The organism is Shinella zoogloeoides (assembly GCF_033705735.1).
GTDB lineage: Bacteria > Pseudomonadota > Alphaproteobacteria > Rhizobiales > Rhizobiaceae > Shinella > Shinella zoogloeoides_A.
This window is the reverse complement of sequence record NZ_CP131130.1, coordinates 3128830-3153286: the sequence shown is the minus strand read 5'-3', so window position 1 is coordinate 3153286 and position 24457 is coordinate 3128830. Positions and strand designations below refer to the sequence as shown.

The 24457-nt window shown below is 66.8% G+C and carries 22 protein-coding genes; 15 read left to right on the top strand and 7 right to left on the bottom strand.

The features are described 5' to 3' along the window. Positions 1–107: 107 nt before the first annotated feature. A complete protein-coding gene (locus ShzoTeo12_RS15585) occupies positions 108–1391 on the bottom strand; it encodes an FAD-binding oxidoreductase (RefSeq protein ID WP_318910286.1) in 1284 nt (427 codons plus the stop codon). A 123-nt stretch (positions 1392–1514) separates the two neighbouring features. Further along, the gene (locus tag ShzoTeo12_RS15580) at positions 1515–2408 is read right to left on the bottom strand and encodes a LysR family transcriptional regulator (RefSeq protein ID WP_318910284.1); all 894 of its coding nucleotides are present in this window, start codon (positions 2406–2408) and stop codon (positions 1515–1517) included. 170 nt (positions 2409–2578) lie between these two features. Between ShzoTeo12_RS15580 and ShzoTeo12_RS15575 the strand changes: the two genes are divergently transcribed. The 5 genes from ShzoTeo12_RS15575 (at position 2579) to ShzoTeo12_RS15555 (ending at position 9299) form a co-directional block, all read left to right on the top strand. Further along, the gene (locus tag ShzoTeo12_RS15575; protein ID WP_318910282.1) at positions 2579–3976 is read left to right on the top strand and encodes a VOC family protein; all 1398 of its coding nucleotides are present in this window, start codon (positions 2579–2581) and stop codon (positions 3974–3976) included. An 11-nt stretch (positions 3977–3987) separates the two neighbouring features. Next, positions 3988–5406 (top strand): FAD-binding oxidoreductase, encoded by a 1419-nt coding sequence (locus tag ShzoTeo12_RS15570; RefSeq protein WP_318910281.1) that lies wholly within the window; start codon positions 3988–3990, stop codon positions 5404–5406. A 21-nt stretch (positions 5407–5427) separates the two neighbouring features. Continuing rightward, positions 5428–6951 (top strand): aldehyde dehydrogenase family protein, encoded by a 1524-nt coding sequence (locus ShzoTeo12_RS15565; RefSeq protein WP_318910280.1) that lies wholly within the window; start codon positions 5428–5430, stop codon positions 6949–6951. 22 nt (positions 6952–6973) lie between these two features. Continuing rightward, positions 6974–8206 carry a pyridoxal phosphate-dependent aminotransferase gene (locus tag ShzoTeo12_RS15560; RefSeq protein ID WP_318910279.1) on the top strand — a complete coding sequence of 411 codons (1233 nt, stop codon included), beginning with the start codon at positions 6974–6976 and terminating at the stop codon, positions 8204–8206. Positions 8207–8339: 133 nt separating this feature from the next. Further along, positions 8340–9299 carry a MerR family transcriptional regulator gene (locus tag ShzoTeo12_RS15555; RefSeq protein ID WP_318910277.1) on the top strand — a complete coding sequence of 320 codons (960 nt, stop codon included), beginning with the start codon at positions 8340–8342 and terminating at the stop codon, positions 9297–9299. Between the two features lie 134 nt (positions 9300–9433). On the opposite strand, the gene ShzoTeo12_RS15550 is transcribed toward ShzoTeo12_RS15555, so the two are convergent. Further along, positions 9434–10534 carry a saccharopine dehydrogenase family protein gene (locus tag ShzoTeo12_RS15550; RefSeq protein WP_318910275.1) on the bottom strand — a complete coding sequence of 367 codons (1101 nt, stop codon included), beginning with the start codon at positions 10532–10534 and terminating at the stop codon, positions 9434–9436. Between the two features lie 112 nt (positions 10535–10646). Between ShzoTeo12_RS15550 and ShzoTeo12_RS15545 the strand changes: the two genes are divergently transcribed. After that, complete coding sequence (locus tag ShzoTeo12_RS15545; protein WP_119257878.1) at positions 10647–11087, top strand: Lrp/AsnC family transcriptional regulator; 441 nt, start codon at positions 10647–10649, stop codon at positions 11085–11087. 60 nt (positions 11088–11147) lie between these two features. Here the strand turns inward: ShzoTeo12_RS15545 and ShzoTeo12_RS15540 are convergent, their stop codons facing one another. Both ShzoTeo12_RS15540 and ShzoTeo12_RS15535 read right to left on the bottom strand, forming a co-directional pair. Further along, positions 11148–12401 carry an FAD-binding oxidoreductase gene (locus tag ShzoTeo12_RS15540; protein WP_318912464.1) on the bottom strand — a complete coding sequence of 418 codons (1254 nt, stop codon included), beginning with the start codon at positions 12399–12401 and terminating at the stop codon, positions 11148–11150. A gap of 71 nt (positions 12402–12472) precedes the next feature. Beyond that, positions 12473–13126, bottom strand: coding sequence for a GntR family transcriptional regulator (locus ShzoTeo12_RS15535; RefSeq protein WP_245424875.1), 654 nt, complete (start codon positions 13124–13126; stop codon positions 12473–12475). 179 nt (positions 13127–13305) lie between these two features. Between ShzoTeo12_RS15535 and ShzoTeo12_RS15530 the strand changes: the two genes are divergently transcribed. Next, positions 13306–14655 carry a glutamine synthetase family protein gene (locus tag ShzoTeo12_RS15530; protein WP_318910273.1) on the top strand — a complete coding sequence of 450 codons (1350 nt, stop codon included), beginning with the start codon at positions 13306–13308 and terminating at the stop codon, positions 14653–14655. Then, positions 14655–15959, top strand: a complete 1305-nt coding sequence (locus ShzoTeo12_RS15525; protein ID WP_119257875.1) for an NAD(P)/FAD-dependent oxidoreductase — start codon at positions 14655–14657, stop codon at positions 15957–15959. The genes ShzoTeo12_RS15530 and ShzoTeo12_RS15525 overlap by 1 nt, the downstream gene beginning before the upstream one ends. 62 nt (positions 15960–16021) lie before the next feature. On the opposite strand, the gene ShzoTeo12_RS15520 is transcribed toward ShzoTeo12_RS15525, so the two are convergent. Continuing rightward, positions 16022–17221 (bottom strand): MFS transporter, encoded by a 1200-nt coding sequence (locus ShzoTeo12_RS15520; protein WP_119257874.1) that lies wholly within the window; start codon positions 17219–17221, stop codon positions 16022–16024. Between the two features lie 106 nt (positions 17222–17327). Between ShzoTeo12_RS15520 and ShzoTeo12_RS15515 the strand changes: the two genes are divergently transcribed. The 6 genes from ShzoTeo12_RS15515 (at position 17328) to ShzoTeo12_RS15490 (ending at position 22477) form a co-directional block, all read left to right on the top strand. Continuing rightward, positions 17328–18149 carry a helix-turn-helix transcriptional regulator gene (locus tag ShzoTeo12_RS15515; protein WP_318910270.1) on the top strand — a complete coding sequence of 274 codons (822 nt, stop codon included), beginning with the start codon at positions 17328–17330 and terminating at the stop codon, positions 18147–18149. Between the two features lie 114 nt (positions 18150–18263). After that, positions 18264–19037 carry a precorrin-6A synthase (deacetylating) gene (cobF, locus tag ShzoTeo12_RS15510; protein ID WP_318910268.1) on the top strand — a complete coding sequence of 258 codons (774 nt, stop codon included), beginning with the start codon at positions 18264–18266 and terminating at the stop codon, positions 19035–19037. Then, positions 19034–20359 (top strand): precorrin-3B synthase, encoded by a 1326-nt coding sequence (cobG, locus tag ShzoTeo12_RS15505; RefSeq protein WP_318910266.1) that lies wholly within the window; start codon positions 19034–19036, stop codon positions 20357–20359. Before cobF ends, cobG begins: the two co-directional genes overlap by 4 nt. Then, positions 20356–20988 (top strand): precorrin-8X methylmutase, encoded by a 633-nt coding sequence (locus ShzoTeo12_RS15500; protein ID WP_318910264.1) that lies wholly within the window; start codon positions 20356–20358, stop codon positions 20986–20988. Before cobG ends, ShzoTeo12_RS15500 begins: the two co-directional genes overlap by 4 nt. After that, the gene (locus tag ShzoTeo12_RS15495) at positions 20985–21716 is read left to right on the top strand and encodes a precorrin-2 C(20)-methyltransferase (RefSeq protein WP_318910263.1); all 732 of its coding nucleotides are present in this window, start codon (positions 20985–20987) and stop codon (positions 21714–21716) included. The genes ShzoTeo12_RS15500 and ShzoTeo12_RS15495 overlap by 4 nt, the downstream gene beginning before the upstream one ends. Beyond that, entirely contained in the window at positions 21713–22477 is a 765-nt protein-coding gene (locus ShzoTeo12_RS15490) for a precorrin-3B C(17)-methyltransferase (protein WP_318910262.1), read from the top strand. Before ShzoTeo12_RS15495 ends, ShzoTeo12_RS15490 begins: the two co-directional genes overlap by 4 nt. Here ShzoTeo12_RS15490 and ShzoTeo12_RS15485 read toward each other — a convergent pair. Beyond that, complete coding sequence (locus ShzoTeo12_RS15485) at positions 22441–23211, bottom strand: cobalt-precorrin-6A reductase (protein WP_318910260.1); 771 nt, start codon at positions 23209–23211, stop codon at positions 22441–22443. The genes ShzoTeo12_RS15490 and ShzoTeo12_RS15485 overlap by 37 nt on opposite strands. Between ShzoTeo12_RS15485 and cbiE the strand changes: the two genes are divergently transcribed. Next, positions 23195–24457: a precorrin-6y C5,15-methyltransferase (decarboxylating) subunit CbiE gene (cbiE, locus tag ShzoTeo12_RS15480; protein ID WP_318910259.1), complete on the top strand. Its 1263-nt coding sequence runs from the start codon at positions 23195–23197 to the stop codon at positions 24455–24457. The genes ShzoTeo12_RS15485 and cbiE overlap by 17 nt on opposite strands.

Below are 24457 nucleotides of genomic sequence, written 5' to 3'. Positions count from 1 at the left end.
CGGCGTAATGCCGGCCTTTCTGTTTGCAGTGCCTCGGGCAGCTTTCGCCTGGAAGTTTCGCCGCATTTCCGAACGCAAAACCGCTTCGCACTTTTGCTGGAAATGCTCTAGAGGCGCGCGCCGGCGAAATGGGCGATCTGCGCGCCGAGTTCGTAATAGCCTTCGCGCACTGTGCGGAAGGACTGCGCCTCGGGCTCGCTGACGGGCAGCGGCAGGTCCATTTCGGCGATCTCGCCGGCAATGAGCTGGGCGAGGGTGCGGCCGAAGACCGTGCCGGGCGCGATGCCGCGGCCGTTATAGCCGGAAAAGCCGATGACGTTTTCGGCAAGGCGGTGGAAGCGCGGCAGGCTGTCGGAGGTCATGCCGATCTTGCCGTACCATTCCGCCTCGAAGGCGATGTCGCCGATCGCCGGGAACAGCTTCTTCAGGGCGCGGCGCGCCCAGGCCTTGTGGATGCCGGTGCCGGTGCCGCGCAGCGCGCCGACGCTGCCGAAGACGAGACGGCCGCGCTTGTCGAAGCGGAAGGAGGAGAGGACTTCCTTCGTGTCCCATGCGCCCTGCTTTTCCGGCAGGATCTTTGCCTGCATCTCCGGCGAGAGCGGCACGGTGGCGAAGTTGAAATAGGGAAGATGCACGAGCTCGGTGCGAACTTCGTTCCATGGGGCGACCGTATAGGCGTTGGTGGCGACGACCACCCAGTCCGCCGTGACCGTGCCGCGTGTTGTCTTGACCGTCCAGCGCTTGCCGTTCCGCTCCGCGCCCGTCACCGGGCTGCCGGTGAAGACCTTCGCACCGGCGGCGATGGCGGCGCGGGCAAGGCCGCGCACATAGGCGAGCGGCTGGATCGTGCCGGCGCGCAGGTCGAGCAGCGAGCCTGCATAGGCGTCCGTGCCGACCTTCACCGCCGTCTCGGCGGCGTCGAGCAGGCGCACCGGGGCGCCGCGGCGGGCCCATTGCTCGGCGCGCTGCTTGAGTTCGTCGAAGCCGGACTGGCCGACGGCGCAGTGCAGCGTGCCGACGGGATTGATCTCGCAATCGATGGCGTGTTTCTCGACGAGGTCGAAGACGAGGCGGGGCGCATTGCCGAGCACTTCGAGCAGGCGGCCGCCATAGACGTCGCCGAGCACGCCGGGCAGTTCGTCGGGCATCACCCACATGCCGGCATTGACGAGGCCGACATTGCGGCCGGAGCCGCCATAGCCGATTTCCGCCCCTTCGAGCACGACGACGCGCGTGCCGCGCTCGGCAAGATGAAGGGCGGTCGAAAAGCCGGTGAAGCCGCCGCCGACAATGACGACGTCCGCCTCGGTCGAGCCGGAAAAGGCGGCGGTTTCGGGGGCGGGCGGGGCAGTCATCTCCCAAAGGCCATGGGAGCGCGGATCGTTGAGCATGGTGGTGTGTCTTTTAAAGGAGGAAGATCTTCCCTCGCACAATCGGCCAAGTGCCACCATGACTAAAGCAAAAAATGCGAACGGGGTCATGCCCCCGCCGCATCAAGCCGTCGCGCAGGTCCCTCAGGGAACCTCCTTGGCGATCCAGGCGCGAAAGGCCTGGCTCAGCGGGTTTTCGAGCTTTCCCTCGGGCACGACGAGATAATAGCTGTTCTCGGTCTGCATCGGGCGGTCGAAGACGACGGCGAGGCGGCCGTTCTCCAGCTCCTGTTCGATGAGATATTTCGGCAGCAGCGCGAAGCCGAGGCCGGCGACGGCCGATTCGATGACCATGGCGAACTGGTCGAAGCGGTGGCCGCGATAGGCGGTGTCGGCCGAGCCGCCGTTCAGCTCGAACCATTGCGCCCAGAGTTTCGGGCGGGTCGCGAGATGCAGCAGCGGCGCCTTCTCCAGATCCTTCGGCTCGGCAAGGCTCCAGGATTTCAGGAGTTCGGGACTTGCGGCCGGCAGAATCTCCTCGCTGCAGAGATAGGAGCAGGCCGCGCGGGCCCAGACGGGCTGGCCGTAATGGATCGCGAGGTCGAAATTCTCCTCGTCGAAATCGAACGGCGCCGAGCGGGAGGCGATGTTGATGATCGTGCCGGGATTTTCGGCGAGGAAACCCGGAATGCGCGGCGTCAGCCAGCGGCTGCCGAAGGTCGGCAGCGTGGCGATGGCGAGGCTGTGCTCGGAGGAGGCCGACGCCATGGCGCGCAGCATGGTCTCTTCCGTCTGGTGCAGCAGCTTGCGCACTTCCGGCAGGAAGCGGCGGCCGTCGTCGGACAGCACGACGCGCTGGCGCACGCGCTCGAAGAGCAGAACGCCGAGCTGTTCCTCGAGGTCCTTTATCTGGCGGCTGACGGCGCTCTGGGTGAGATTCAGTTCATGCGCCGCCTGCGTGAAGCTGCCGTGGCGGGCAGCGCATTCGAACGCTTGCAGCGTGGTGACGTCCGGGATCAGCCTGCGACTGAGCTTCATTCATTCCTCGCATCAACATAGTCAGAACGGTCGCAATCGCTTGGAGAAACGATCCGGTATTATCCGTTTTGAGAATGATCAGGGCCTCCCACCCTTCTAAAGCAATTTCCGGAAAAGTGTGAGCGCTTTTCCGGCGGAAATTGCGCAACCATGAGACGAGACTGTTCGCCATGAAAGCAAATGCACAGGTTTCTGCCGACAAGATCCGCGCGGATTTCTCTGCCGCCATGTCCGCCATGTATCGCGACGAGGTTCCGGCCTATGGCACGCTGATGTCGCTGGTCGCCGATGTGAACGCGGAGACGCTTGCCGCCGACCCGCATCTGAAGGCGCGTCTCGACGCGACGGATTCGCTGGAGCGCATTTCCGAGGAGCGCCACGGCGCCATCCGTCTCGGCACGCCGGCAGAGCTTTCCATGATGCGCCGCGTCTTCGCCGTCATGGGCATGTTCCCGGTCGGCTACTACGATCTTTCCACGGCCGGCGTGCCGGTTCATTCCACCGCCTTCCGTCCGGTCGGCGCGGAAAGCCTCAGCCGCAACCCGTTCCGCGTCTTCACCTCGCTGCTGCGCCTCGATCTCATCGCCGATGCCGCGCTGCGCGAGGAAGCGGCCGCGGTTCTGGCGGCCCGGAAAATCTTCACCGACGAGGCGGTTGCGCTGGTCGAAAAGGCCGAGCGCGACGGCGGCCTCAATGCGGTCGATGCCGCCCGTCTCGTCGCGGAAGTGCTGGAAACCTTCCGCTGGCACGACCACGCCATCGTCAGCGCCGACATGTACAGGCGCCTGCACGACGCGCACCGGCTGGTCGCCGACGTCGTCTCCTTCAAGGGCCCGCATATCAACCACCTGACGCCGCGCACGCTCGACATCGACAAGGTGCAGGCGCGCATGCCGGAAGAGGGCATCGCCCCCAAGGCCGTCGTCGAGGGCCCGCCGACCCGCAAGTGCCCGATCCTCCTGCGCCAGACCTCATTCAAGGCGCTGGAAGAGGCCGTTTCCTTTATCGGTGAGGACGGACGCTGGCAGGAGGGCTCGCACACCGCCCGCTTCGGCGAGATCGAGCAGCGCGGCGTGGCGCTGACGCCGAAGGGCCGCGCGCTCTACGACCAGCTGCTGAACGAGACCCGCGCCCGCGTGCGCCCGGCCGCCGACGGTTCCAATGCCGGCGACTACGAGGCGGCGCTCGCCGACGTCTTCAAGGCCTTCCCGGACGACTGGGACGGTATCCGCAAGGCGGGCCTCGGCTATTTCCGCTATTCGCTGACGGAGAAGGGCATGTCCGTCACCGGTCGCAACGCCGATCTGGAAACCGCCATCGAAGCCGGCCTCATCCAGTTCGACCCGATCGTCTACGAGGATTTCCTGCCGGTCAGCGCCGCGGGCATCTTCCAGTCGAACCTCGGCGACGATGCGACGCAGGACTTCGTCGCAAGCCCCAACCAGGTGGTGTTCGAGCGCGATCTCGGCGGCGCGGTGCTGGATGAATTCGCACATTATGCCGGCATCCAGCGCGCCTCGCTTGAAATGTGCCTCGGCATCGTCAACATGGCGGCCGCCGCGGAATAATGGACGCCAGCATGATCGAGGCAGGGCATATCGAAGCGCTGAAAAGCCTCGTCGGTGAGAAGGGTCTTCTCACCGAGCCCGCCGACATGGCCGCTTACGAGACCGGCGCGCGCTACGACAAGGGACGCGCCGCCTTCGTCGCCCGCCCGGCGACGACCGCGGAAACCTCCGCCGTCGTTTCCTATTGCGTGCGGAACGCCATCGCCCTCGTGCCGCAATCCGGCAATACCGGCCTCGTTTCCGGCTCGACGCCGGACGGGAGCGGAAGCCAGGGCATCCTCAGCCTCGACCGCCTGACCGCGCCTTTCGAACTGGACCGCGTCAACCGCACGGTGAAGGCAGGCGCGGGCCTTCGCCTTTCCGATCTCAATGGCAGGCTGGAAGAGGCCGGCCTCTTCTTCCCGATCGACCTCGGCGCCGATCCGCGCCTTGGCGGCATGATCGCGACGAATACCGGCGGCTCGCGCTTCCTGCGCTACGGCGATGTCCGCCGCAACACGCTCGGTCTCACCGTCGTTCTTGCCGACGAGGCGGGCACCGTGCTCGACCTCTCGTCCGGCCTGCGCAAGAACAATACCGGCATCGACTGGAAGCAGCTCTTCATCGGCACCTCCGGCGCCTTCGGCATCGTCACCGAATGCGTGCTGAATCTCGAGCCCGCACCGAAGCAGTCGGCGACGGCGCTCCTCGTGCCGGCTTCGGAAGAACAGGTCGCGACCCTGCTGGTCGCCATGGAAGATGCGCTCGGCAGCTACCTTTCAGCCTTCGAGGGCATGTCCGGCAATGCCGTGCGCGCCGCGCTCGATCATGTGCCCTCGCTGCGCAATCCCTTCCAGGGCGGCATCGTGCCGGACTTCGTGATCCTCGCGGAAATCTCCCGCTCCACCCCGCCGCGCGAGGGCGAGCAGCCGCTCGACGCGGTGCTGGAGGAAGTCCTGGCCGCGATCTGGGAGCGGGAGGACGCGCCGCTGGCTGACGCCTTCGTCGGCCCGCCGCACGAGATCTGGGCGCTGCGCCATGCGCTGTCCGAGGGCGTGAAGCATAGCGGGCGATTGATCGCCTTCGATCTTGCCTTCCGCCGGGGTGACATCATGCCCTTCCTCGCCCATATGAAGGCGGAAATGCCTGATCACTTCGAGGACGTGACGATCTGCGACTTCGGCCATATCGGCGATGGCGGCGTGCACTTCAACCTCGTCGTGGCGAAGGACGATCCGCGCCTTGCCGATCCCGATTTCGAGGCGGACCTGCGCGAATGGGTCTTCACCGTCGCGGTCGAGCGGTTCGAGGGAAGCTTTTCCGCCGAGCACGCCATCGGCCGCAAGAACCAGGCCTTCTACGACAGATACACCCCGGACGAGATCCGCAGGCTTGCGGCCGGGTTGAAAACCATCACTTCGCCGGGCCCGCTCGGCGCCATCACCTTCTGAGATGCAACAGGGAGATACCCGATGACGAAAGTCGACGTGAAAACCGAAACCGCAGCCCTTCTCGACAAGCTCGGCGTTGCCCGCGCGGCCTGGCAGGGTGGCGACATGGCCTCCTTCAGCCCGGTCAGCGGCGAAGAGATCGGCAAGCTGAAGACCGTCTCCGCCGCCGAGACGAACAAGGCGATCGACGCCGCCCACGAAGCCTTCAAGGCCTGGCGTCTCGTTCCGGCTCCCAAGCGCGGCGAACTCGTCCGCCTGCTCGGCGAAGAGCTGCGCGCCTCCAAGGCCGATCTCGGCCGCCTCGTCTCCATCGAAGCCGGCAAGATCACCTCCGAAGGCCTCGGCGAAGTGCAGGAAATGATCGACATCTGCGATTTCGCCGTCGGTCTCTCCCGCCAGCTCTACGGCCTGACGATCGCCACCGAGCGCCCCGGCCACCGCATGATGGAAACCTGGCACCCGCTGGGCGTCGTCGGCATCATCTCGGCCTTCAACTTCCCGGTCGCCGTCTGGTCGTGGAACGCGGCGCTTGCGCTCGTCGCCGGCAATTCCATCGTCTGGAAGCCGTCTGAAAAGACCCCGCTGACGGCGCTCGCCTCGCAGGCGATCTTCGAGCGCGCGCTCGCCCGCTTCGGCGATGCGCCGGCGAACCTGTCGCAGGTCCTCATCGGCGACCGCGCCATCGGCGAAGCCCTCGTCGACAACCACAAGGTCGCGCTCGTCTCGGCCACCGGCTCCACCCGCATGGGCAAGGAAGTCGGCCCGCGCCTCGCCAAGCGTTTCGCCCGCTCGATCCTCGAGCTCGGCGGCAATAATGCCGGCATCGTCTGCCCCTCGGCCGACCTCGACATGGCGCTGCGCGCCATCGCCTTCGGCGCCATGGGCACCGCCGGCCAGCGCTGCACGACGCTGCGCCGCCTCTTCGTGCATGACAGCGTCTACGACCAGCTCGTTCCGCGCCTGAAGAAGGCCTACACCAGCGTTTCCGTCGGCAACCCGCTGGAAACCTCCGCTCTCGTCGGCCCGCTGGTCGACAAGCAGGCCTTCGACGGCATGCAGAAGGCAATCGCAGCGGCCAAGGCCGAGGGCGGTTCCGTCACCGGCGGCGAGCGCGTCACCGAAGCCGGCAAGGATACGGCCTACTACGTCAAGCCCGCCATCGTCGAAATGCCGAAGCAGGCCGGCCCGGTTCTCGAAGAAACCTTCGCGCCGATCCTCTACGTCATGAAGTATTCCGACTTCGAAGCCGTGCTGGAAGACCACAATGCCGTTTCGGCCGGTCTCTCCTCGTCGATCTTCACGCTCAACGTTCAGGAAGCCGAGCGCTTCCTGTCGGCCGACGGTTCGGACTGCGGCATCGCGAACGTCAATATCGGCACCTCGGGCGCTGAAATCGGCGGCGCATTCGGCGGCGAGAAGGAAACCGGCGGCGGCCGCGAATCCGGCTCCGACGCCTGGAAGGCCTATATGCGCCGCGCCACCAACACGGTGAACTACTCGAAGGCACTGCCGCTCGCCCAGGGCGTCTCCTTTGATATCGAATAAGGGCGACATCGAGTAACCGACCATGAACAGCCAGACCAAGATCGAGGAGGCGGGCTTCGTGCCCGCCTCGCGCATCGCCGCCATCGGCGTTTCGAAAATCCTGCAGATCGGCGCCCGCGCGAGCGCCATGAAGAAGGAAGGCCTGCCGGTCATCATCCTCGGCGCCGGCGAGCCTGACTTCGATACGCCCGACAACGTCAAGGCCGCCGCCAAGGCTGCCATCGACAAGGGCGACACCAAGTACACCGCGCTCGACGGCACGCCGGAACTGAAGAAGGCAATTTCCGAAAAATTCCGCCGCGAGAACGGCGTCGATTACGCAATCGACGAAGTCACCGTCGCGACGGGCGCCAAGCAGATCCTCTTCAACGCCTTCATGGCGACGGTCAATCCGGGCGACGAGGTGATCATCCCGACGCCCTACTGGACGTCCTATTCCGACATCGTGGAAATCTGCGGCGGCGTGCCGGTGCTGATCCCCTGCGACGCGGAAGCCGGCTTCCGCCTGAAGGCCGAACAGCTGGAAAAGGCGATCACGCCGAAGACCCGCTGGGTGCTCTTCAACTCGCCGTCGAACCCGTCGGGCGCCGCCTACAGCGAGGCCGACTACCGCCCGCTGCTCGACGTGCTGCTGCGCCATCCGCATGTCTGGCTGATGGTCGACGACATGTACGAGCACATCGTCTATGACGGCTTCAAATTCGTGACCCCGGTCGCCATCGAGCCGCGCCTGAAAAGCCGCGCGCTGACGATCAACGGCGTCTCGAAGGCCTATGCGATGACCGGCTGGCGCATTGGCTATGCCGGCGGCCCCAAGGCGCTGATCAAGGCGATGGCCGTGATTCAGAGCCAGGCGACCTCCTGCCCGTCCTCGGTCAGCCAGGCCGCTTCGGTCGAGGCGCTGAACGGCCCCCAGGACTTCCTGAAGGACCGCCAGGCAAGCTTCAAACACCGTCGCGACCTCGTCGTCTCCGCGCTCAACGCCATTCCCGGCCTTGCCTGCCGCACCCCGGAAGGCGCGTTCTACACCTTCTCCGGCTGCGCCGGCGTGATCGGCAAGACGACGCCGAAGGGCAAGCGCATCGAGGCCGACAGCGACTTCACGGATTACCTCCTCGAAGACGCGAATGTCGCCGTCGTCCCGGGCTCGGCCTTCGGCCTCTCGCCCTATTTCCGCATCTCCTACGCCACGTCGGAAGCGGAACTGACGGAAGCGCTGAAGCGCATCGCAGAGGCCTGCGCACGGCTCTCCTGAGCTGCCCGCGCACCTCGCCTTCTCGGCCCGCCGCAGCCAGCCTGCGGCGGGTTTTTCTTTGCCGAAACGTCTGCTTGACCCAGCCCCGGGGGCCGACCGCATAAAAGGGTGGTGAACGACAGGGAGGTGATTCGTGCGCAGGTCCAGCCTTCATCTGACCGCCGCTGAAGCGGCAAGGGAACTCGGCGTCTCGGCCAAGGCGCTCCGGCTCTACGAGCAGAATGGACTGCTGGCGCCGCTGCGCACGGCCGCCGGCTGGCGGATATACGGTCCGTCCGAACTGGCCCGCGCAAGGGAAGTCGCCGCCTTGCGGCGGCTCGGGATGGGCCTTGCGCAGATCAAGGCTGTCCTGTCGGCCGGTGGCGACAATCTCGGCGCCGCGCTCGCCGCCCATCAAGCCGGCCTCGAACGCCAGCTCGATGATCTGGCCGAGACCGTGCGATCGGTCGAGGCGGTGCGAAAGCAAACGGTATCGGTGGCGGAGAGGACGATCTCGCTGGAATTGCCGTGGCCCTGGGGCGGCGAGCGGTTCGACCTCCCGGCCATCAAGCCGGTCACCTACATCACCGGCCCCTTGGGAAGCGGCAAGACGCGGCTGGCGCAGGCGATTGCCGAAGCCTTGCCGGATGCCGCCTTTATCGGTCTGGAGCGGCTGGCGGACAGCGATGCGGCAGCACAGGCGCGAAGCGACAACCATCTTCGCCGGCTTGTCGAGCAGGGCGCGAACGCCTCGCCGGCCCTGACGGCGTTGATCCGCGCCATCGAAACCTCGCAGGCAGCGGCCCTCGTCATCGACATGGTCGAGCAGGGACTGGATCAGGCCACGCAGCAGGTGCTGCGACGCTATCTGCGAAGCCGGCCTTTCGGGAAACGCCCGCTGTTCCTGCTCACGCGCTCCTCGTCGATCCTCGACCTCACGGATATCTGCGCGGACGAAACCATCCTCTACTGCCCGGCCAATCACGACATGCCGATGGTCGTGGCACCCCACAAGGGCGCGCGGGGTTACGAGGCGGTCGCGACATGCGTTGCGACGCCGACCGTGCGGTCGCGGACGGAGGGCGTGATCGCCTTTCGGCCGAGCGCTGCCTGATTGCAAAAGAAAAGGGCCTCGAAGAGGCCCCATTTTTATCTGTTCGCGCCTTGCTGGCGTTCTCTCTTCCCCGCGGCCGGGCCACGATGCGAAAACGCCCCGGTCTGGCCGGGGCGTTGAAGAAGTCGGGAAAATCAGGCGGCGTGCGCGCCGCGGTTTTCCTGGGCGTAGTAGTGGCCGAAGCGGTTGGCGAGGAAGGCGTCGAGGGCGATTTCTTCCTGGCGAACGAAGCCTTCGGCGCGCAGCGAGCCGTCAGCCAGCATGTCGAGCACGGCGCAGATCGAGCCGGCCGTCGTGATCTGGATGGCCGAGTGCAGGGCGCCGGCGACCGGAGCGCTGTAGACCTTGTTGGCGTAGGTTTCCTGGATCAGGCGGCCACCCTTGCGACCGGAAACGGTCACGAAGATGATCACGACGTCCTGTGTGGTGGTCGGCAGGGCGTTTTCGAAGATGTCCTTGAGGACTTCGCGGCGATGACGCAGGCCGAGGTCGTTGAGCAGCGCCTTCATGATGGCGGCGTGGCCCGGATAGCGGATCGTGCGGTAGTTCAGCGTGCGAACCTTGCCCTTCAGCGTCTCGCAGAGCGTGCCGAGGCCGCCCGAGGTGTTGAAGGCTTCGTAGGTGACGCCGTCGAGCGAGAATTCTTCACGCTCTTCGAGGGCCGGAACCTCGATCAGCGCGCCTTCGACGATGGCTTCGCAGGGCTCGATATATTCGTTGATGACGCCGTCCGTGCTCCAGGTCAGGTTATAGTTGAGAGCGTTGGACGGGTACTGCGGCAGGGCGCCGACGCGCATGCGAACGCTGTCGAGCGTGTCGAAGCGGCTTGCCAGGTCGTTGGCGACGATGGAGATGAAGCCCGGTGCGAGGCCGCACTGCGGAATGAAGGCCGTCTTGGCGTTCTCGGCGATGCGCTTGACCTGGCGGGTGGATTCGACGTCTTCCGTGAGGTCGAGATAGTGCACGCCGGCAGCGGCGGCAGCTTCGGCGATCGCGACCGTCAGGTGGTAGGGGGCAGCCGAGAGAACGGCGAACTTGCCGGTGAGCAGCGCCTTCATGGCGGCAGCATCGGCGATGTCGACGACGGCGGTCGAAACGGCCTCGTGCTGCTCGATGGCGGCCAGCTGCTCTTCCGAGCGGTCGGCGACGGTGACGCGGTAGTCACCGCTATGGGCCAGCATGCGCGCGATGGTCGAACCGATCTTGCCTGCGCCGATGACGACGATGTCCTTCATGTGATTACCCTCCGGCATGAATTGATGCGCCTATTTTGAGGGCGGGTACTGTCGATTTAAAGCGCCACATCTGGCATAATGCGCCATCGATATCGGCAGAACGACGGTAAAAATGAGCATTTCGACGTTGGGACCCAAGGATCGCGAACTTCTCGCCATTCTCAGCGAGAACGCTCGCGAACAGACGGCCACCATCGCCCGCAAGCTGGGCCTGTCCCGCACCACCGTGCAGGCCAAGATCGACCGGCTGGAGCGCGACGGCGTGATCGCCGGCTACGGCGTAAAACTGTCCGATGCCTATGAGAGCGGCATGGTGAAGGCCCACGTGCTGATCACCATCGCACCCAAGACCCTCGCCCGCATCACGACGGACCTGCACGCCATTTCCGCCGTGCGCACGCTCCATTCGGTCAGCGGCAGCTTCGACCTCATCGCCGTGGTGGAGGCTACGTCGATTGCGGAGCTGGATCACCTGATCGACCGCATCGGCGCCATCGACGGCGTGGAGCGCACGCTGTCGTCGATCATCCTGTCGACGCGGATCCGGCGCTAGGCGAGGGGTGAGCGGGAAGAGCGAGGCGGCCAAGTTCAACCAAAGCAAGGCTCGTCACCTTCAGGCGATGAACCGCTCCGGCCGGTACGGCCCGATATTGATCGTCGTCCGCTCGCCGAGCATCTTCTCTGCCAGAACGCGGCCGGTGATGGGGCCGAGGGTCATGCCGTGGTGGGCGTGGCCGAAGGCGAACCAGAGGCCGGCGTGGCGCGGGGCCTTGCCGATGATCGGCATCATGTCCGGCGTGCAGGGGCGGGCGCCCATCCAGGGTTCCTCGTCGCGGCGTTCGGCGAGCGGGAAGAATTCTCGGGCGACCTTTTCGGCGCGGCGAAGCTGGACCGGGGTCTTGCGCGCATCGCGCCGGGCGAATTCCGCGCCGGTGGTGAGGCGGATGCCGCGCAGCATGGGCGCGAGGAAATAGCCGCGCTCGGCGTCGAGCACCCAGTTGTTGAGCGTCGCGCCTTCCTCCGCGCCGTAGTGCATGTGATAGCCGCGCTTGACGGCGAGCGGGAAGTGGTAGCCGAGCTTGCGTGTCACCGTATCGGCCCAGGGGCCGAGCGCGACGACGACATCCTTCGCCTCCAGCGGGCCTTCCGGCGTGGCGATGCGCCAGCCCTCGCCTTCGAGTACATGTTCGATGGTCGCCGCGTCGCCGGATTTCAGCATGCCGCCGAGCGACTGGAAATAGGCGAGGTAGCGCTTCAGCAGGCTCTGCGGGTCGCGGATCGACCAGGGATCGGTCCAGCGCAGCCCACCGGTCAGCTCCGCGCGGATATGCGGCTCGGCGGCGGAGACCTCGGCGGTCGTCAGCTTCTGGTGGTTGACGCCGAAATTGGCCGAAAGTTTCTCCGCTTCCGCATAGGCCTTGTCCCGCTCTTTCTCCGTGCGAAAAACCTTCATCCAGCCGTCCTTGCGGATGAGGTCGTCGGCGCCGGAGGCGGCGATCAGGTCGGCATGCTCGCTGATCGAATGCTCGATGAGCGGGGCATAGAGATGGGCGATGCTCTGGTGCTGGCGGAAGCCGGAATGCCACCAGTAGCGGGCAAGGAAAGGAATGATGCCGGGGATCGCCGAGGGGTGGTAATGCGCGTCGATCGTGTTGTTCAGCGCATAGCGGAAGAGCGCGCCGAAATCATGCGGGAAGCCGTAGGGATAGACGCCCTCGCGCTGGATGAGGCCGGCATTGCCGTAGGAAGTCTCTTCCGCCGGCCCGCGGCGGTCGACCAGCACAACCGACTTGCCGCGCCGCGCCAGGTGGATCGCGGTGGAAATGCCGACCACGCCCGCACCGAGAACAATGACATCCGTCTTCATCTGCATGCCCCGAGGATTCTACCTCGCCCATCAATGCATCGGCGCCTCGGGCAAGGCAACAGCCGCGCAGGCTATTGGCCGGCAAGCCGCAGCAGGTTCTCGATGGCCGAGCGCTCGAAACCGCCGATCCCTTCGGAAATGTCGGCCTTGATGGCGGCGGCAACCGCATCCTCGTCGCGCTTGCGCAACGCCGCGATCGCCTCCTGGTGGCGGTCGACGAAATAGAGCTGGGCGACATGCTCCATGGCGATGCCGAGGAAGGGGCCGAGCTGCAGCCAGACGCTCTCCACCATCGGCATGATCACCTGCTCGGGATTGGCGGTATAGAGCGTGCGATGGAATTCCTGGTTCAGCAGCAGCGCCGTCGCCTTGTCCTTGCGGGAAATCGCCTCGTCCTGCGCCTTGTCGATCTCGGCGAGCCGGTCGATGCAGCGCTCGGTGATGTGCGGCACGGCCCTGCGGGCGGCGTGCTGCTCCAGCATGGCGCGCAGCGCGACGAGTTCGCCGAAACGGTCGGCCGTCATGCGGGGCACCATGATGCGGCGATTGTCGAGAACGCGCAGCGCCCCCTCGGAGGAAAGGCGGCGCAAGGCCTCGCGCACCGGCGTCGGGCTCGATTCCATGGCTTCGGCGATGCCGCGGATCGTCAGCGATTCTCCCGGCCGGATCGAGCCCACCATGATCGCCTGGCGCAGGCGCCGATGCGCATATTCATGCGTCGTCATGCCTTCCGGCCGTGCCAGCGGCTCAAGCGCCAAGTTGCCCAATCCATCCCTCCTGTGACAGGCTATGGCGTGCTGCCCTGCCTTTGTGACAGGTTCTAGCAGCTTGACCGGCGACAAGAAAGTGTGCATATCTGCAAAATGTGATCACAAAAATAATTATGTGATATGGATAGGGGATCATGACGCTCAACGAAGACTCCGAATGGCTGATCAATGCCGATGGCGTGGAAAGCATCCAGGCCGTCGTCTGCGACCTCAACGGCATCCTGCGGGGCAAGCGCGTTCCCGTCGGGCAGGCGGAGAAGGTGCTGAAAGGCGGAATCCGCATGCCGCTCTCCATCGTCGGCGTCGACGTGTGGGGCGAGGACATCGTCGGCTCCAGCCATGTCTTCGCCTCGGGCGACATGGACGGCATCTGCGCGGCGACCGGCCGCGGCGCGCTGCCCGTGAGCTGGACGCTGAAGCCTTCCGCCGTCGTGCCGCTCTGGCTGTTCAAGGAGAACGGCGATCCCTTCCTTGCCGATCCGCGCCAGGCGCTCGCCCATATCGTGCGGCAGTATCATGAGCTTGGCCTTCGCCCGGTCGTCGCCTCGGAGATGGAATTCTACCTGATCGACGCCGAGCCGGACCATGCCGAGCCGCCGATCTCGCCCTATACCGGCAAGCGCCTCGATTCCGACGCGATCCTCTCCATCGACGAACTGGACGACTTCGGCCAGTTCTTCTCCGACGTCTATGCGGAATGCGAGCGGCAGAACGTGCCGGCGGATTCGGCGGTCGCCGAAAACGGCATCGGCCAGTTCGAGATCAACCTCATCCATTCCGACGATCCGCTGAAGGCGGCCGACGACGCGCTGTTCTTCAAGCGCATCATCAAGGGCGTCGCGCGCAAGCACGGCTTTGCCGCCACCTTCATGGCCAAGCCCTACGGCATGCGCTCGGGCAGCGGCATGCACATGCATTTCAGCGTGATCGACGAGGACGGCAACAATGTCTTCGACGACGGCACCGCCGAGGGGTCGGCGATCATGAAGCATGCGGTCGCGGGCCTGACGCGCGGCATGGCGGAATCGACCCTGCTCTTCGCCCCGCACTACAACTCCTACCGGCGCCTGCGCCCCGACACCCATGCGCCGACCTCGATCTCCTGGGGCTACGAGAACCGCACCGCCGCCATCCGCATTCCCGGCGGCAACAACAAGGCGCGGCGCATCGAGCATCGTGTCGCCGGCGCGGACGCCAATCCCTATCTCGTCATGGCCGGCATTCTCGGCGCCGCCCTCGTCGGCATCCGCAACAAGTGGGAGCCGCCGGCGCCGGTCTCGGGCCGGGCCTATCTCTCGCAGTTGCCGCGTATCCCGAGCGAATGGGGTTCGGCCGTCACCGCGTTCGAGAACGGCTCGATCGTCTCGGAGATCTTCGACCAGGACCTCCGCTCCATGCTGATCGCCTGCAAGCGGCAGGAAATCGCCGGTTTTGCCGAACAGGTGACCGACTTCGAATTCAGCGCCTATCTGGAAATCGTCTGATGGCCAACAACCAGTCCTATGCCGGCAACGGCGCCTATCCCGACAGCTACTACGCCGCCTCCCGCAACATCATCCGCACGCCGAAGGTGCTGGAAGGCGCGGTCACGGCCGACGTCGCCGTGCTCGGCGCGGGCTATTCCGGCCTTTCCACCGCCATCCACCTCGCCGAAAAGGGCTACAAGGTGGTGATGGTGGAGGGCGCGGGCATCGGCTGGGGGGCGTCCGGGCGCAACGGCGGGCAGGTCGTCAATGGCCTTAACGCCAGCCTCGACACGATCAAGCGCCGCTACGGCGACCAGGCCGGCGCCTTCGTCGGCAGCCTCGTGCAGGAAGGCGGCAAGATCATCCGCCGCCTCGTCTCGCAATACGAGATCGATTGCGACCTGAAGAACGGCAACATCTACGCCGCCTATACGCCCGCCCACATGAAGGAGCTGGAGCACAAGAAGGCGCTGTGGAAGAGCTACGGCATGGACGACCACCAGATGCTGGACAAGGCGGCCATGCGCAAGCTGGTGGATACCGACGCCTATATCGGCGGCATGCTGGACACGACCGGTGGCCACATGCACCCGCTCAACCTCACGCTCGGCGAGGCCAAGGCGCTGGAATCGCTCGGCGGCGTGATCTACGAGCAGTCGCCCGTCATCCGCGTCGAGCACGAGGCCGAAAAGCCGGTGATCCACACGGCAAAGGGCAGCGTGACGGCGAATACCGCCGTCATCTGCGGCAATGCCTATCTCGGCCATGTCGTGCCGAAGCTCGTCTCGCGCGTCATGCCGGTCTCCACGCAGATGATCGCCACCGAGCCGCTCGGCGAGCGCGCCGACGCGCTGATCCCGAGCGACATGTGCGTGGAGGATGTGCGCTACATCCTCGACTATTTCCGCCTGTCGGCCGACAAGCGCATGATCTTCGGCGGGGGCACCGTCTATGGTGGCACGGACCCCGCGGATGTGCGCGCGAAGATCCGCCCGAACCTCGAAAAGGTCTTCCCGTCGCTCAAGGGCGTGAAGATCGACTATGCGTGGAGCGGCAATTTCGCGCTCTCCTTCTCGCGCGTGCCGCAGATGGGCAAGATCGGCAAGAACACCTATTTCGCCCATGGCTACAGCGGCCACGGCGTCACCGGCTCGCATCTCTTCGGCAGGATCCTCAGCGAGGCGATCCACGGCGACCTGTCGCGCTTCAGCCAGTTCGAGAAGCTGCCCTGGATCCCCTTCCCGGGCGGGCGGATGTTCCGCGCGCAATATTCGACTATCGGCTCCTGGTGGTACCAGTTCAAGGATGCCTTCGGGCTTTGAAAACCGTCCCGAAACGAAAACGCCCGGCGAGAGCCGGGCGTTTCTGCTTGAGGTGGAGGGCCTCAGTGCTTTGCCGGCAGGCGCGGCAGGAAGACCGTGAGGATGCCGAGCAGCGGCATGTAGGAGCAGACCTTGTAGACGAACTCGATACCGTGGCTGTCGGCGACGCCGCCGAGCAGCGCAGCGCCGAGGCCGCCTGCGCCGAAGGCGAAGCCGAAGAAGATGCCGGCGATCATGCCCACGCGGCCCGGCACCAGTTCCTGTGCGAAGACGACGATGGCGGAGAAGGCCGAGGAGAAGATCAGGCCGATCAGCACCGTCAGGACGCCCGTCCAGAAGAGGTTCGCATAGGGCAGCATCAGCGCGAAGGGGATGACGCCGAGGATCGAGAACCAGATGACGAAGCGCGTGCCGAGCCGGTCGCCGATCGGGCCGCCCATGAAGACTCCGAGCGCGGAGGCGCCGAGGAAGAGGAACAGCATGAGCTGCGCCTGCTGCACGTCGAGGCCGAAGCGCTCGATCGTATAGAAGGTGAAGTAGCTGGAAATGCTGGCGAGATAGGCGTTCTTCGTCGTTGTCAGCAGGACGAGGACGGCGAGCGCCCAGGCGACCCTGCCGCGCGGCAGGGGCAGCTCGCGGCTGGCGGCCGGCCGGCCGGCGGCAAGGCGGCGCTCGCCGGCATACCAGTTGCCGACCCAGGTGAGGATGACCATGCCGACAAGCGCGACGGCCGAGAACCAGGCGACGCTCGTCTGGCCGAAGGGCAGCACGATGAAGGCGGCGAGCAGCGGCCCCATCGCCGTGCCGGCATTGCCGCCGACCTGGAACATGGACTGCGCAAGGCCGTGCCGCCCGCCGGAGGCGAGGCGCGCGACGCGCGAGGATTCCGGGTGGAAGATCGCCGAGCCGAGGCCGATCAGGCAGGCGCCGAAGACGAGCACGGGGAAGGAATGGGCATAGGCAAGCATGATCAGCCCGACGAAGGTGCTGCCCATGCCGACCGGCAGCGAGAACGGCATCGGCCAGCGGTCCGTCACGATGCCGACGGCCGGCTGCAGCAGCGAGGCCGTGACCTGGAAGGCCATGGTGAGCAGGCCGATCTGCACGAAATCGAGCGCGTAGTTCTCCTTCAGCAGCGGATAGAGCGACGTCAGCAGCGACTGCATGATGTCGTTCAGCATGTGGCACGCGCTGACGGCGACGATGATGGAATAGGTGGTGGCGGCGGCGCTGCGCGGCGCCGCAGGAACGACAGTCGACATATTGGCCTCGAAATGATCCGCCAGATCGGCGATTTTTGCTGAAATACAAGGATTGCTTGCGGCCTGCTTTTGTGGTGAGGTCCATTTCTTACGCGAGTGGGCCAAAATGGAAAAACTCAACGCTGCGCGCCTCAGGGCGCTGGATGCCGACCACATCCGCAACCTCGCCCGCATGGAGCAATCCAACGAGGATATCCTCGTCCACAGTTCGGATATTCCGGGCGGCTATACCGTGCCGCGACATCGCCACCGCCGCACGCAGTTCCTCTGCGTCTTTTCCGGCGTCGTGCTGGTTGCGACCGATCGCGGCCGCTGGATGATCCCGCCCGGCCATGCCCTCGTCATTCCGCGCGGGCTGGAGCATTCCGTCGAGATGTACAGCGATGTCAGCATGCGCTCGGTCTATATCTATTCGCCCGAGGGCCGCGCCGCCACGCTGGAGCCGACCGTGCTGGAGGTGACCGATCTTGCCCGCCAGCTCATCGCCGAAGTGGTGCGGCAGGGCGCGCCGGCGGAGGAGCGCGGGCGGGCGGAGCTGATCATGGCCCTGCTTCTCGACGAGATCGGCCGCCTGCCGGAGCGCCGGCTCGGCCTGCCCTTTCCTGCGAGCGGACGGCTGGCCGGCCTCTGCCGCGATTTCGTCGACCAGCCCTCGCCGACGGCGAAGATCGACGACTGGGCGCGGCGCCTCAACATGAGCCGGCGCACCTTCACCCGCTTCTTCCGGCAGGAAATGGGCGTCAGCTTCGTCACCTGGCGGCAACAGGCCTGTTTGTTCGCCTGCCTGCCGCGCCTTGCCGCCGGCGAGCCGGTGACGCGCGTCGCGCTCGATGCCGGCTACGAGAGCGTGCCGGCCTTCACCACCATGTTCCGCCGCATGCTGGGCACCTCGCCGCTCGCCTACCTCACGAGTCGCAAGGCGGCTTGAGCCAAGGCTTGCGACAATCGGGGACTGTTTTCCGGTGGCGTTTGGCGTTAGGAAGGGGTGCGGGACCCAGACCGGGCCGCAAGCCGGGAGCGCCAGCCGCACGGGAGACGGATTTTGAGGAAGATACTGGTTATCGGGATCGGCGCGGGCAATCCCGAGCACATGACCGTTCAGGCCATCAAGGCGCTGAACCGGGCGGATGTGCTGCTCATCCCCACCAAGGGTGCAGAAAAGGCCTATCTTGCCGAGGTGCGCCGTGAAATCTGCGACCGTTTTCTGGAAAACCCCGCCTGCCGCATCCTCGACTATGCCGTGCCGGTACGCCGCGCCGACGGCTCCTATGAGGACGGCGTCCATGACTGGCACCGCGCCATCGCCGCCATCTACGAGCGCACGCTGCTGGACGAGCTCGGCGAGGATCAGACGCTCGGCCTCCTCGTCTGGGGCGACCCGATGCTTTACGACAGCACGCTGCGCATCGTCGGGCATGTGCGCGACGTCGGCCGCGTCGCCTTCGGCACGGAGGTCGTTCCCGGCATCACCAGCGTGCAGGCGCTCTGTGCCGGCCACGGCATCGCGCTCAACCGTATCGGCCTGCCCGTCGAGATCACCACCGGCCGCCGCCTTGCGGAAGGCTGGCCGGAATCCGCCCGCGATGCGCTCGTCATGCTGGACGGCGTGCAGGCCTTCCGCACGGTGACGGATCCCGAGGCGGAGATCTGGTGGGGCGCCTATCTCGGCACGCCGCACGAAATTCTGCTGTCCGGCAAGCTTGCCGACGTGGCTGAGGCCATCACCGAAACCCGGGCCAAAGCGCGCGAGGAGCACGGCTGGATCATGGACACCTACCTGATCCGCCGTCCGGCCGGCGAGGAGGAAGCCGCATGACGGCCTTCGCAACGAGCGCCCTGCGCCGCGGCGCCTGCCCGTCGCTTTCCGCGCCGATGCAGACCGGCGACGGCCTCCTCGTGCGCCTGCGCCCGGCCGCTCCGGCGCTGACGGGCGAAGACCTGCTCGCTTTTGCCGGCCTCGCCCGCGAGCACGGCAACGGCCTCATCGAGATCACCGCCCGCGGCAATCTCCAGCTTCGCGGCCTGACGGAAGCCTCGGTGCCGCGCCTTGCCGAAGGGCTTGCCGCCGCCGGCATCGTGCCGCAGGCGGGCGTCGCCATCGAGATCCCGCCGCTGTCCGGCATCGATCCTTCCGAGATCGCCGATGCGACACTGATTGCCGATGCGCTGCGCAAGGCGATCGCCGCGGCCTCGCTCACGCTCGCGCCCAAGCTCGCCATCGTCGTCGATGGCGGCGGGGTGCTTTCCCTTGCCGACATGGTGGCCGATATCCGGCTGGACGCGCTTGCCGATGGTGCGGGATGGCGGCTTTCGGTCGGCGGCGACCGGCGGACGGCGCGGCCGGTCGCGGTGCTTCCGCCGGAGCGCGTCATCGCCGGCGCGATGGCGGTCGTCACCGCCCTTGCCGCCATCGGCCCGGCCGCCCGAGGGCGCGACCTCGATGCGGCGGTGCTTGCCGCGCAGTTCGGCACGGTTCCGGAAGCGGCCTTCTCCGAGGTTCTTCCCAGCCACCCCCTCGGCATTCACTACATTGGCGGCGAAAGCCTGCTCGGCATCGCCCCCGCCTACGGTCAGGTGCAGGCCGACAGACTTGCCGCCCTCGTGCAGGGCCTTGCCGCCTGCGGCGCTTCCGAATTCCGCCTCGCGCCGCATCGGGCGCTTCTTGTGCGCGGGCTTTCCGGGGAGAGGCTGGCGGCCGCTCAAGCCTGTGCGGACCGCGAAGGCTTCTGGTGCGCGGAGACCGCGCCCGGCCGCTTCATCTCGATATGCGCCGGTGCCGCCGGCTGCGCCTCGGCGCGCTTCGATACCCGTGCCGCGGCCGATGCCGTGGTAGCGGAGGCGGGAGGCCTGCTGGACGGTTCTCTCGACGTGCACATTTCCGGCTGCCCGAAGGGCTGCGCCCATCCGGCGCGCGCCGCCGTCACGCTATGCGGCACGGCCGCCGGCGTCGGGTTCGTCCTCGATGGGCGGGCAAGCGATGCGCCCGCCGCCACCCTGCCCGCCGGCGACCTCAGGCCGGCGATCCAGCGCATCGGCACTCTTTTGCGCGCGCGTCGCATGGAGGGCGAGACGGCGAAGAGCCTCATCGACCGCACAGCGCCCGCCGCCCTTATTTCCGCATATCAAGGCCAGCAATGACAGACTACGACTACATGAAGGATGGCACGGCCATCTATGAGAAATCCTTCGCGATCATCCGCGCCGAAGCCGATCTTTCGCGCTTTTCCGAGGCGGAATCGGACGTCGCCGTTCGCATGATCCATGCCGCCGGCCTTGTCGAGGCGGCGGCGCATTTCGTCTTCTCGCCGGACTTCGTGGGTTCGGCCCGCGCGGTGCTTCAGGCCGGCGCGCCGATCTTCTGCGATGCCGAAATGGTCGCCCGCGGCGTCACCGCCGCCCGCCTGCCGGCGGAGAACGAGGTGATCTGCACGCTGCGCGATCCGCGCACGCCGGAGATCGCCAAAGAGATCGACAATACCCGCTCGGCCGCGGCCATCCGCCTCTGGCTGGAGCGCATGGCCGGCTCGGTCGTCGCCATCGGCAATGCACCGACGGCGCTCTTCTACCTGCTCGAACTCCTGCGCGACGGTGCGCCGAAGCCGGCGGCGATCCTCGGCATGCCGGTCGGCTTCGTCGGCGCGGCGGAATCGAAGGAGGCGCTGGCGGAAAATTCCTATGGCGTGCCCTTCGCCATCGTGCGCGGCCGCCTCGGCGGCAGCGCCATGACAGCGGCCGCGCTCAATGCGCTGGCAAGGCCGGGAGTATGACCATGACGGGAAAACTCTACGGCGTGGGCACAGGCCCGGGCGATCCGGAACTCCTGACCCTCAAAGCCGTGCGCGCCATTGGCGAGGCCGATGTGCTGGCTTGGTTCGCCAAGGCCGGCGGCACCGGCAACGGGCGCGCCATCGTCGAAGGCCTGCTCAAGCCCGGCATGGTGGAGCTGCCGCTCCATTATCCGGTGACGGTCGAGATCGACAAGGAGCACGAGGATTACAAGAGCCGGATCACGGCCTTCTATAATGCCTCTGCCGTTGCCGTCGCGGAGCATCTTGCCGCCGGCCACACGGTCGCGATCCTGTCCGAAGGCGACCCGATGTTCTACGGCTCGTATATGCACCTGCATGTGCGCCTCGCCGGCCGCTTCTCGACGGAGGTCATTCCCGGCATCACCGCCATGTCCGGCTGCTGGTCGCTCTCGGGCCTGCCGATCGTGCAGGGCGACGACGTGCTCTCCGTGCTGCCGGGCACGATGGGCGAGGAGCAGCTGTCGCGCCGTCTCGGGGATACCGAGGCCGCCGTGATCATGAAGGTTGGCCGCAACCTGCCGAAGATCCGCCGGGCGCTTTCCAATGCCGGCCGGCTCGGCGAGGCGGTCTATGTCGAGCGCGGCACGACGCCGGCCGGCAAGTCCATGCGGCTTTCGGAAAAGCTCGACGATACCGCGCCCTATTTCTCGCTGGTGCTCGTGCCCGGCTGGAGCGGCCGCCCATGACCGGCAGGCTGCATGTGATCGGCACCGGCCCCGGTAATCCGGACCAGATGACGCCGGAGGCGCTTCGCGCGGTTGAGGCCTCGACGGAGTTCTTCGGCTATTTCCCCTATATCGACCGGCTGAACCTTCGGCCTGACCAGGTCAAGGTCGCCTCGGACAACCGCGAGGAGCTGAACCGCGCCGAAGCGGCACTGGCACGGGCTGCGGCGGGCGTCAATGTCTGCGTCGTCTCGGGCGGCGACCCGGGCGTCTTCGCCATGGCGGCGGCGGTCTGCGAGGCCATCGATGCCGGGCCGGAGGAATGGAAGTCCGTCGATCTCGTCGTCGTGCCGGGCGTCACGGCCATGCTGGCGGTCGCCGCGCGCATCGGCGCGCCGCTCGGCCACGATTTCTGCGCCATCTCGCTGTCGGACAACCTGAAGCCCTGGGAGATCATCGAAAAGCGGCTGCGCATGGTTGCCGAAGCGGGCCTCGTCATCGCGCTCTACAATCCGATCAGCAAGGCGCGGCCCTGGCAGCTCGGCAAGGCCTTCGAGATATTGAGAGGGGTCCTGCCGGCGCAAACGCCCGTCATTTTCGGCCGCGCCGCCGGCCGGGCGGACGAGCGCATGCTGGTCATGCCGCTTGGAGAAGCAGAGGCGGAGCGTGCTGACATGGCGACCTGCGTCGTCATCGGCTCGCCGGAGACCCGCATCATCGCGCGGCCCGACCTGCCTGACCTCGTCTATACGCCGCGCTTCCTGAAGGCGCCGAGCAGATGATCGGCAAGCCGCAACGCCTCCTCGACCGTTCCGGCTTGGTGGCCATCGCCCTTCGCCGCCCGCTCGACCAGCACGACGGGCAGGCCGAGGATGCGCGCCGCGACGATCTTGCCGTAGGTGGCGTCGCCGCCGGAATTCTTGCTGACGATCACCTCGATGCGGCGGTCGCGCAGCAATTCTACGTCCGCCTCGACGGCGAAGGGCCCTCGGGCGAGCAGGTATTCGACATGGGGCGCATCGAGCGGCGGATCGACCGGATCGACGCTGCGCACCAGATAGTGGTGCTGCGGGGCGGCGTCGAAGGCCTTCGCCTCCTGCCGGCCGATGGCGAGGAAGACGCGGCGCGGCTCCGTGCCCAGCGCCGCCACGGCCTCGGGGATCGAGGCGACGCGCGTCCAGCGGTCGCCTTCCGTCTCCTCCCAGCCGAGGCGCTCCAGCCACAGCAGCGGAATGCCGGTGGCTTCGCTTGCGGCGCGGGCATTGGCGGAGATCTGCCTTGCGAAGGGATGGGTCCCGTCGATGACGAGATCGATGGCCTCGCCGCGAAGATAGGCGGCAAGCCCCTCGGCGCCGCCGAAGCCGCCGCTACGCACCGGCACCGGTTGCGGCGCGGGATCGAGCGTGCGGCCGGCGAGCGACAGCGTGACGGCAAGATCGGCCCTTCCGGCGAGCCGGGCCGCAAGGTCGCGCGCCTCGGCCGTGCCGCCCAGAATGAGGATGCGTCTCTTGTCCACGCCTGATCCAGCTCCCTTGCCCGCCCCGTGGCTCACCATCGTCGGCATCGGCGAGGATGGTCTAGCCGGTCTCGGCAGCGAGGCCAAGGCCGCCATCGCCGGCGCCGAAATGGTCTTCGGCGGCGCGCGGCATCTGGAGCTTGCCGATGCGGCGATCCGCGGCGAGCGGCATGCCTGGCTCAGCCCCTTCGAGCGTTCAATCGAGGCGGTGCTGGCGGCGCGGGGGCGGCCCGTCGCGGTGCTCGCCTCGGGCGATCCCTTCTTCCATGGCGTCGGCGTCACGCTTTGCCGGCGCATCGCGCGGGCGGAAATGCGTGTCTTCCCCGCCCCCTCCTCCTTCAGCCTCGCCGCATCGCGCCTGGGCTGGGCGCTGCAGGATACGGTCTGCGTCTCCCTGCATGGCCGCCCCATCGATCTCATCCGTCCGCATCTTCATCCCGGCAGCCGCATCCTTGCTTTGACCTCGGACAGCGATGGCCCGGCTGATCTCGCGGCCCTGTTGGCCGAGAGCGGCTTCGGCGCTTCGCGACTGACCGTGCTGGAGGCCCTCGGCGGCACGCGGGAACGGGTGAGCAGCCACCGGGCCGACCGCTTTGCCCTTGCGGACGCGGACATGCTGAATGTCTGCGCCGTGGAGGTCGTGGCCGGCGAGGGCGCGCGGATCCTCCCCTATACGTCGGGCCTGGACGACGGCCTTTTCGAGCATGACGGCCAGATCACCAAGCGGGAGGTCCGCGCGCTGACGCTTTCGGCGCTCGCGCCCCGGCACGGCGAGCTCTTGTGGGATATCGGCGCGGGCTCGGGCTCGATCGGCATCGAGTGGATGCTGGCTGACCCCTCGCTCCGGGCGATCGCCATCGAAGGTCATCCGGAGCGTGCCGCCCGCATCCGCCGCAATGCGCGAGGCTTCGGCGTGCCGGGGCTTTCCGTCGTGGAAGGCACCGCGCCCGGGGCACTGGCCGGGCTTGCCGCGCCCGACGCCATCTTCATCGGCGGCGGCGGCAGCGAGGCGGGGGTGATGGAGGCGGTGCTTGCCGGCCTGAAGCCCGGCGGGCGGCTCGTCGCCAATGCAGTGACGACGGAGATGGAAGCCGTGCTTCTTGCCCGTCACGCCCGCCTCGGCGGGTCGCTGATCCGCATCGATATCGCGCGGGCCGCGCCCGTCGGCCGGATGACCGGCTGGCGGCCGGCCATGCCGGTGACGCAATGGCGCTGGGTGAAGCCGGCTCAACAAACTGAGGAATGA

Excerpts from the sequence above, each read along its gene's own strand:
- ShzoTeo12_RS15540 (WP_318912464.1), bottom strand. The coding sequence starts at position 12,401 with ATGAAGACGGATGTCATTGTTCTCGGTGCGGGCGTGGTCGGCATTTCC.
- ShzoTeo12_RS15570 (WP_318910281.1), top strand. The coding sequence starts at position 3,988 with ATGATCGAGGCAGGGCATATCGAAGCGCTGAAAAGCCTCGTCGGTGAG.
- ShzoTeo12_RS15565 (WP_318910280.1), top strand. The coding sequence starts at position 5,428 with ATGACGAAAGTCGACGTGAAAACCGAAACCGCAGCCCTTCTCGACAAG.
- ShzoTeo12_RS15535 (WP_245424875.1), bottom strand. The coding sequence starts at position 13,126 with ATGACGACGCATGAATATGCGCATCGGCGCCTGCGCCAGGCGATCATG.
- ShzoTeo12_RS15530 (WP_318910273.1), top strand. The coding sequence starts at position 13,306 with ATGACGCTCAACGAAGACTCCGAATGGCTGATCAATGCCGATGGCGTG.
- ShzoTeo12_RS15500 (WP_318910264.1), top strand. The coding sequence starts at position 20,356 with ATGACAGACTACGACTACATGAAGGATGGCACGGCCATCTATGAGAAA.
- ShzoTeo12_RS15490 (WP_318910262.1), top strand. The coding sequence starts at position 21,713 with ATGACCGGCAGGCTGCATGTGATCGGCACCGGCCCCGGTAATCCGGAC.
- ShzoTeo12_RS15545 (WP_119257878.1), top strand. The coding sequence starts at position 10,647 with ATGAGCATTTCGACGTTGGGACCCAAGGATCGCGAACTTCTCGCCATT.
- ShzoTeo12_RS15580 (WP_318910284.1), bottom strand. The coding sequence starts at position 2,408 with ATGAAGCTCAGTCGCAGGCTGATCCCGGACGTCACCACGCTGCAAGCG.
- cbiE (WP_318910259.1), top strand. The coding sequence starts at position 23,195 with ATGCGTCTCTTGTCCACGCCTGATCCAGCTCCCTTGCCCGCCCCGTGG.
- ShzoTeo12_RS15585 (WP_318910286.1), bottom strand. The coding sequence starts at position 1,391 with ATGCTCAACGATCCGCGCTCCCATGGCCTTTGGGAGATGACTGCCCCG.
- ShzoTeo12_RS15520 (WP_119257874.1), bottom strand. The coding sequence starts at position 17,221 with ATGTCGACTGTCGTTCCTGCGGCGCCGCGCAGCGCCGCCGCCACCACC.
- ShzoTeo12_RS15525 (WP_119257875.1), top strand. The coding sequence starts at position 14,655 with ATGGCCAACAACCAGTCCTATGCCGGCAACGGCGCCTATCCCGACAGC.
- cobG (WP_318910266.1), top strand. The coding sequence starts at position 19,034 with ATGACGGCCTTCGCAACGAGCGCCCTGCGCCGCGGCGCCTGCCCGTCG.
- ShzoTeo12_RS15515 (WP_318910270.1), top strand. The coding sequence starts at position 17,328 with ATGGAAAAACTCAACGCTGCGCGCCTCAGGGCGCTGGATGCCGACCAC.
- ShzoTeo12_RS15560 (WP_318910279.1), top strand. The coding sequence starts at position 6,974 with ATGAACAGCCAGACCAAGATCGAGGAGGCGGGCTTCGTGCCCGCCTCG.
- ShzoTeo12_RS15495 (WP_318910263.1), top strand. The coding sequence starts at position 20,985 with ATGACCATGACGGGAAAACTCTACGGCGTGGGCACAGGCCCGGGCGAT.
- ShzoTeo12_RS15575 (WP_318910282.1), top strand. The coding sequence starts at position 2,579 with ATGAAAGCAAATGCACAGGTTTCTGCCGACAAGATCCGCGCGGATTTC.
- ShzoTeo12_RS15550 (WP_318910275.1), bottom strand. The coding sequence starts at position 10,534 with ATGAAGGACATCGTCGTCATCGGCGCAGGCAAGATCGGTTCGACCATC.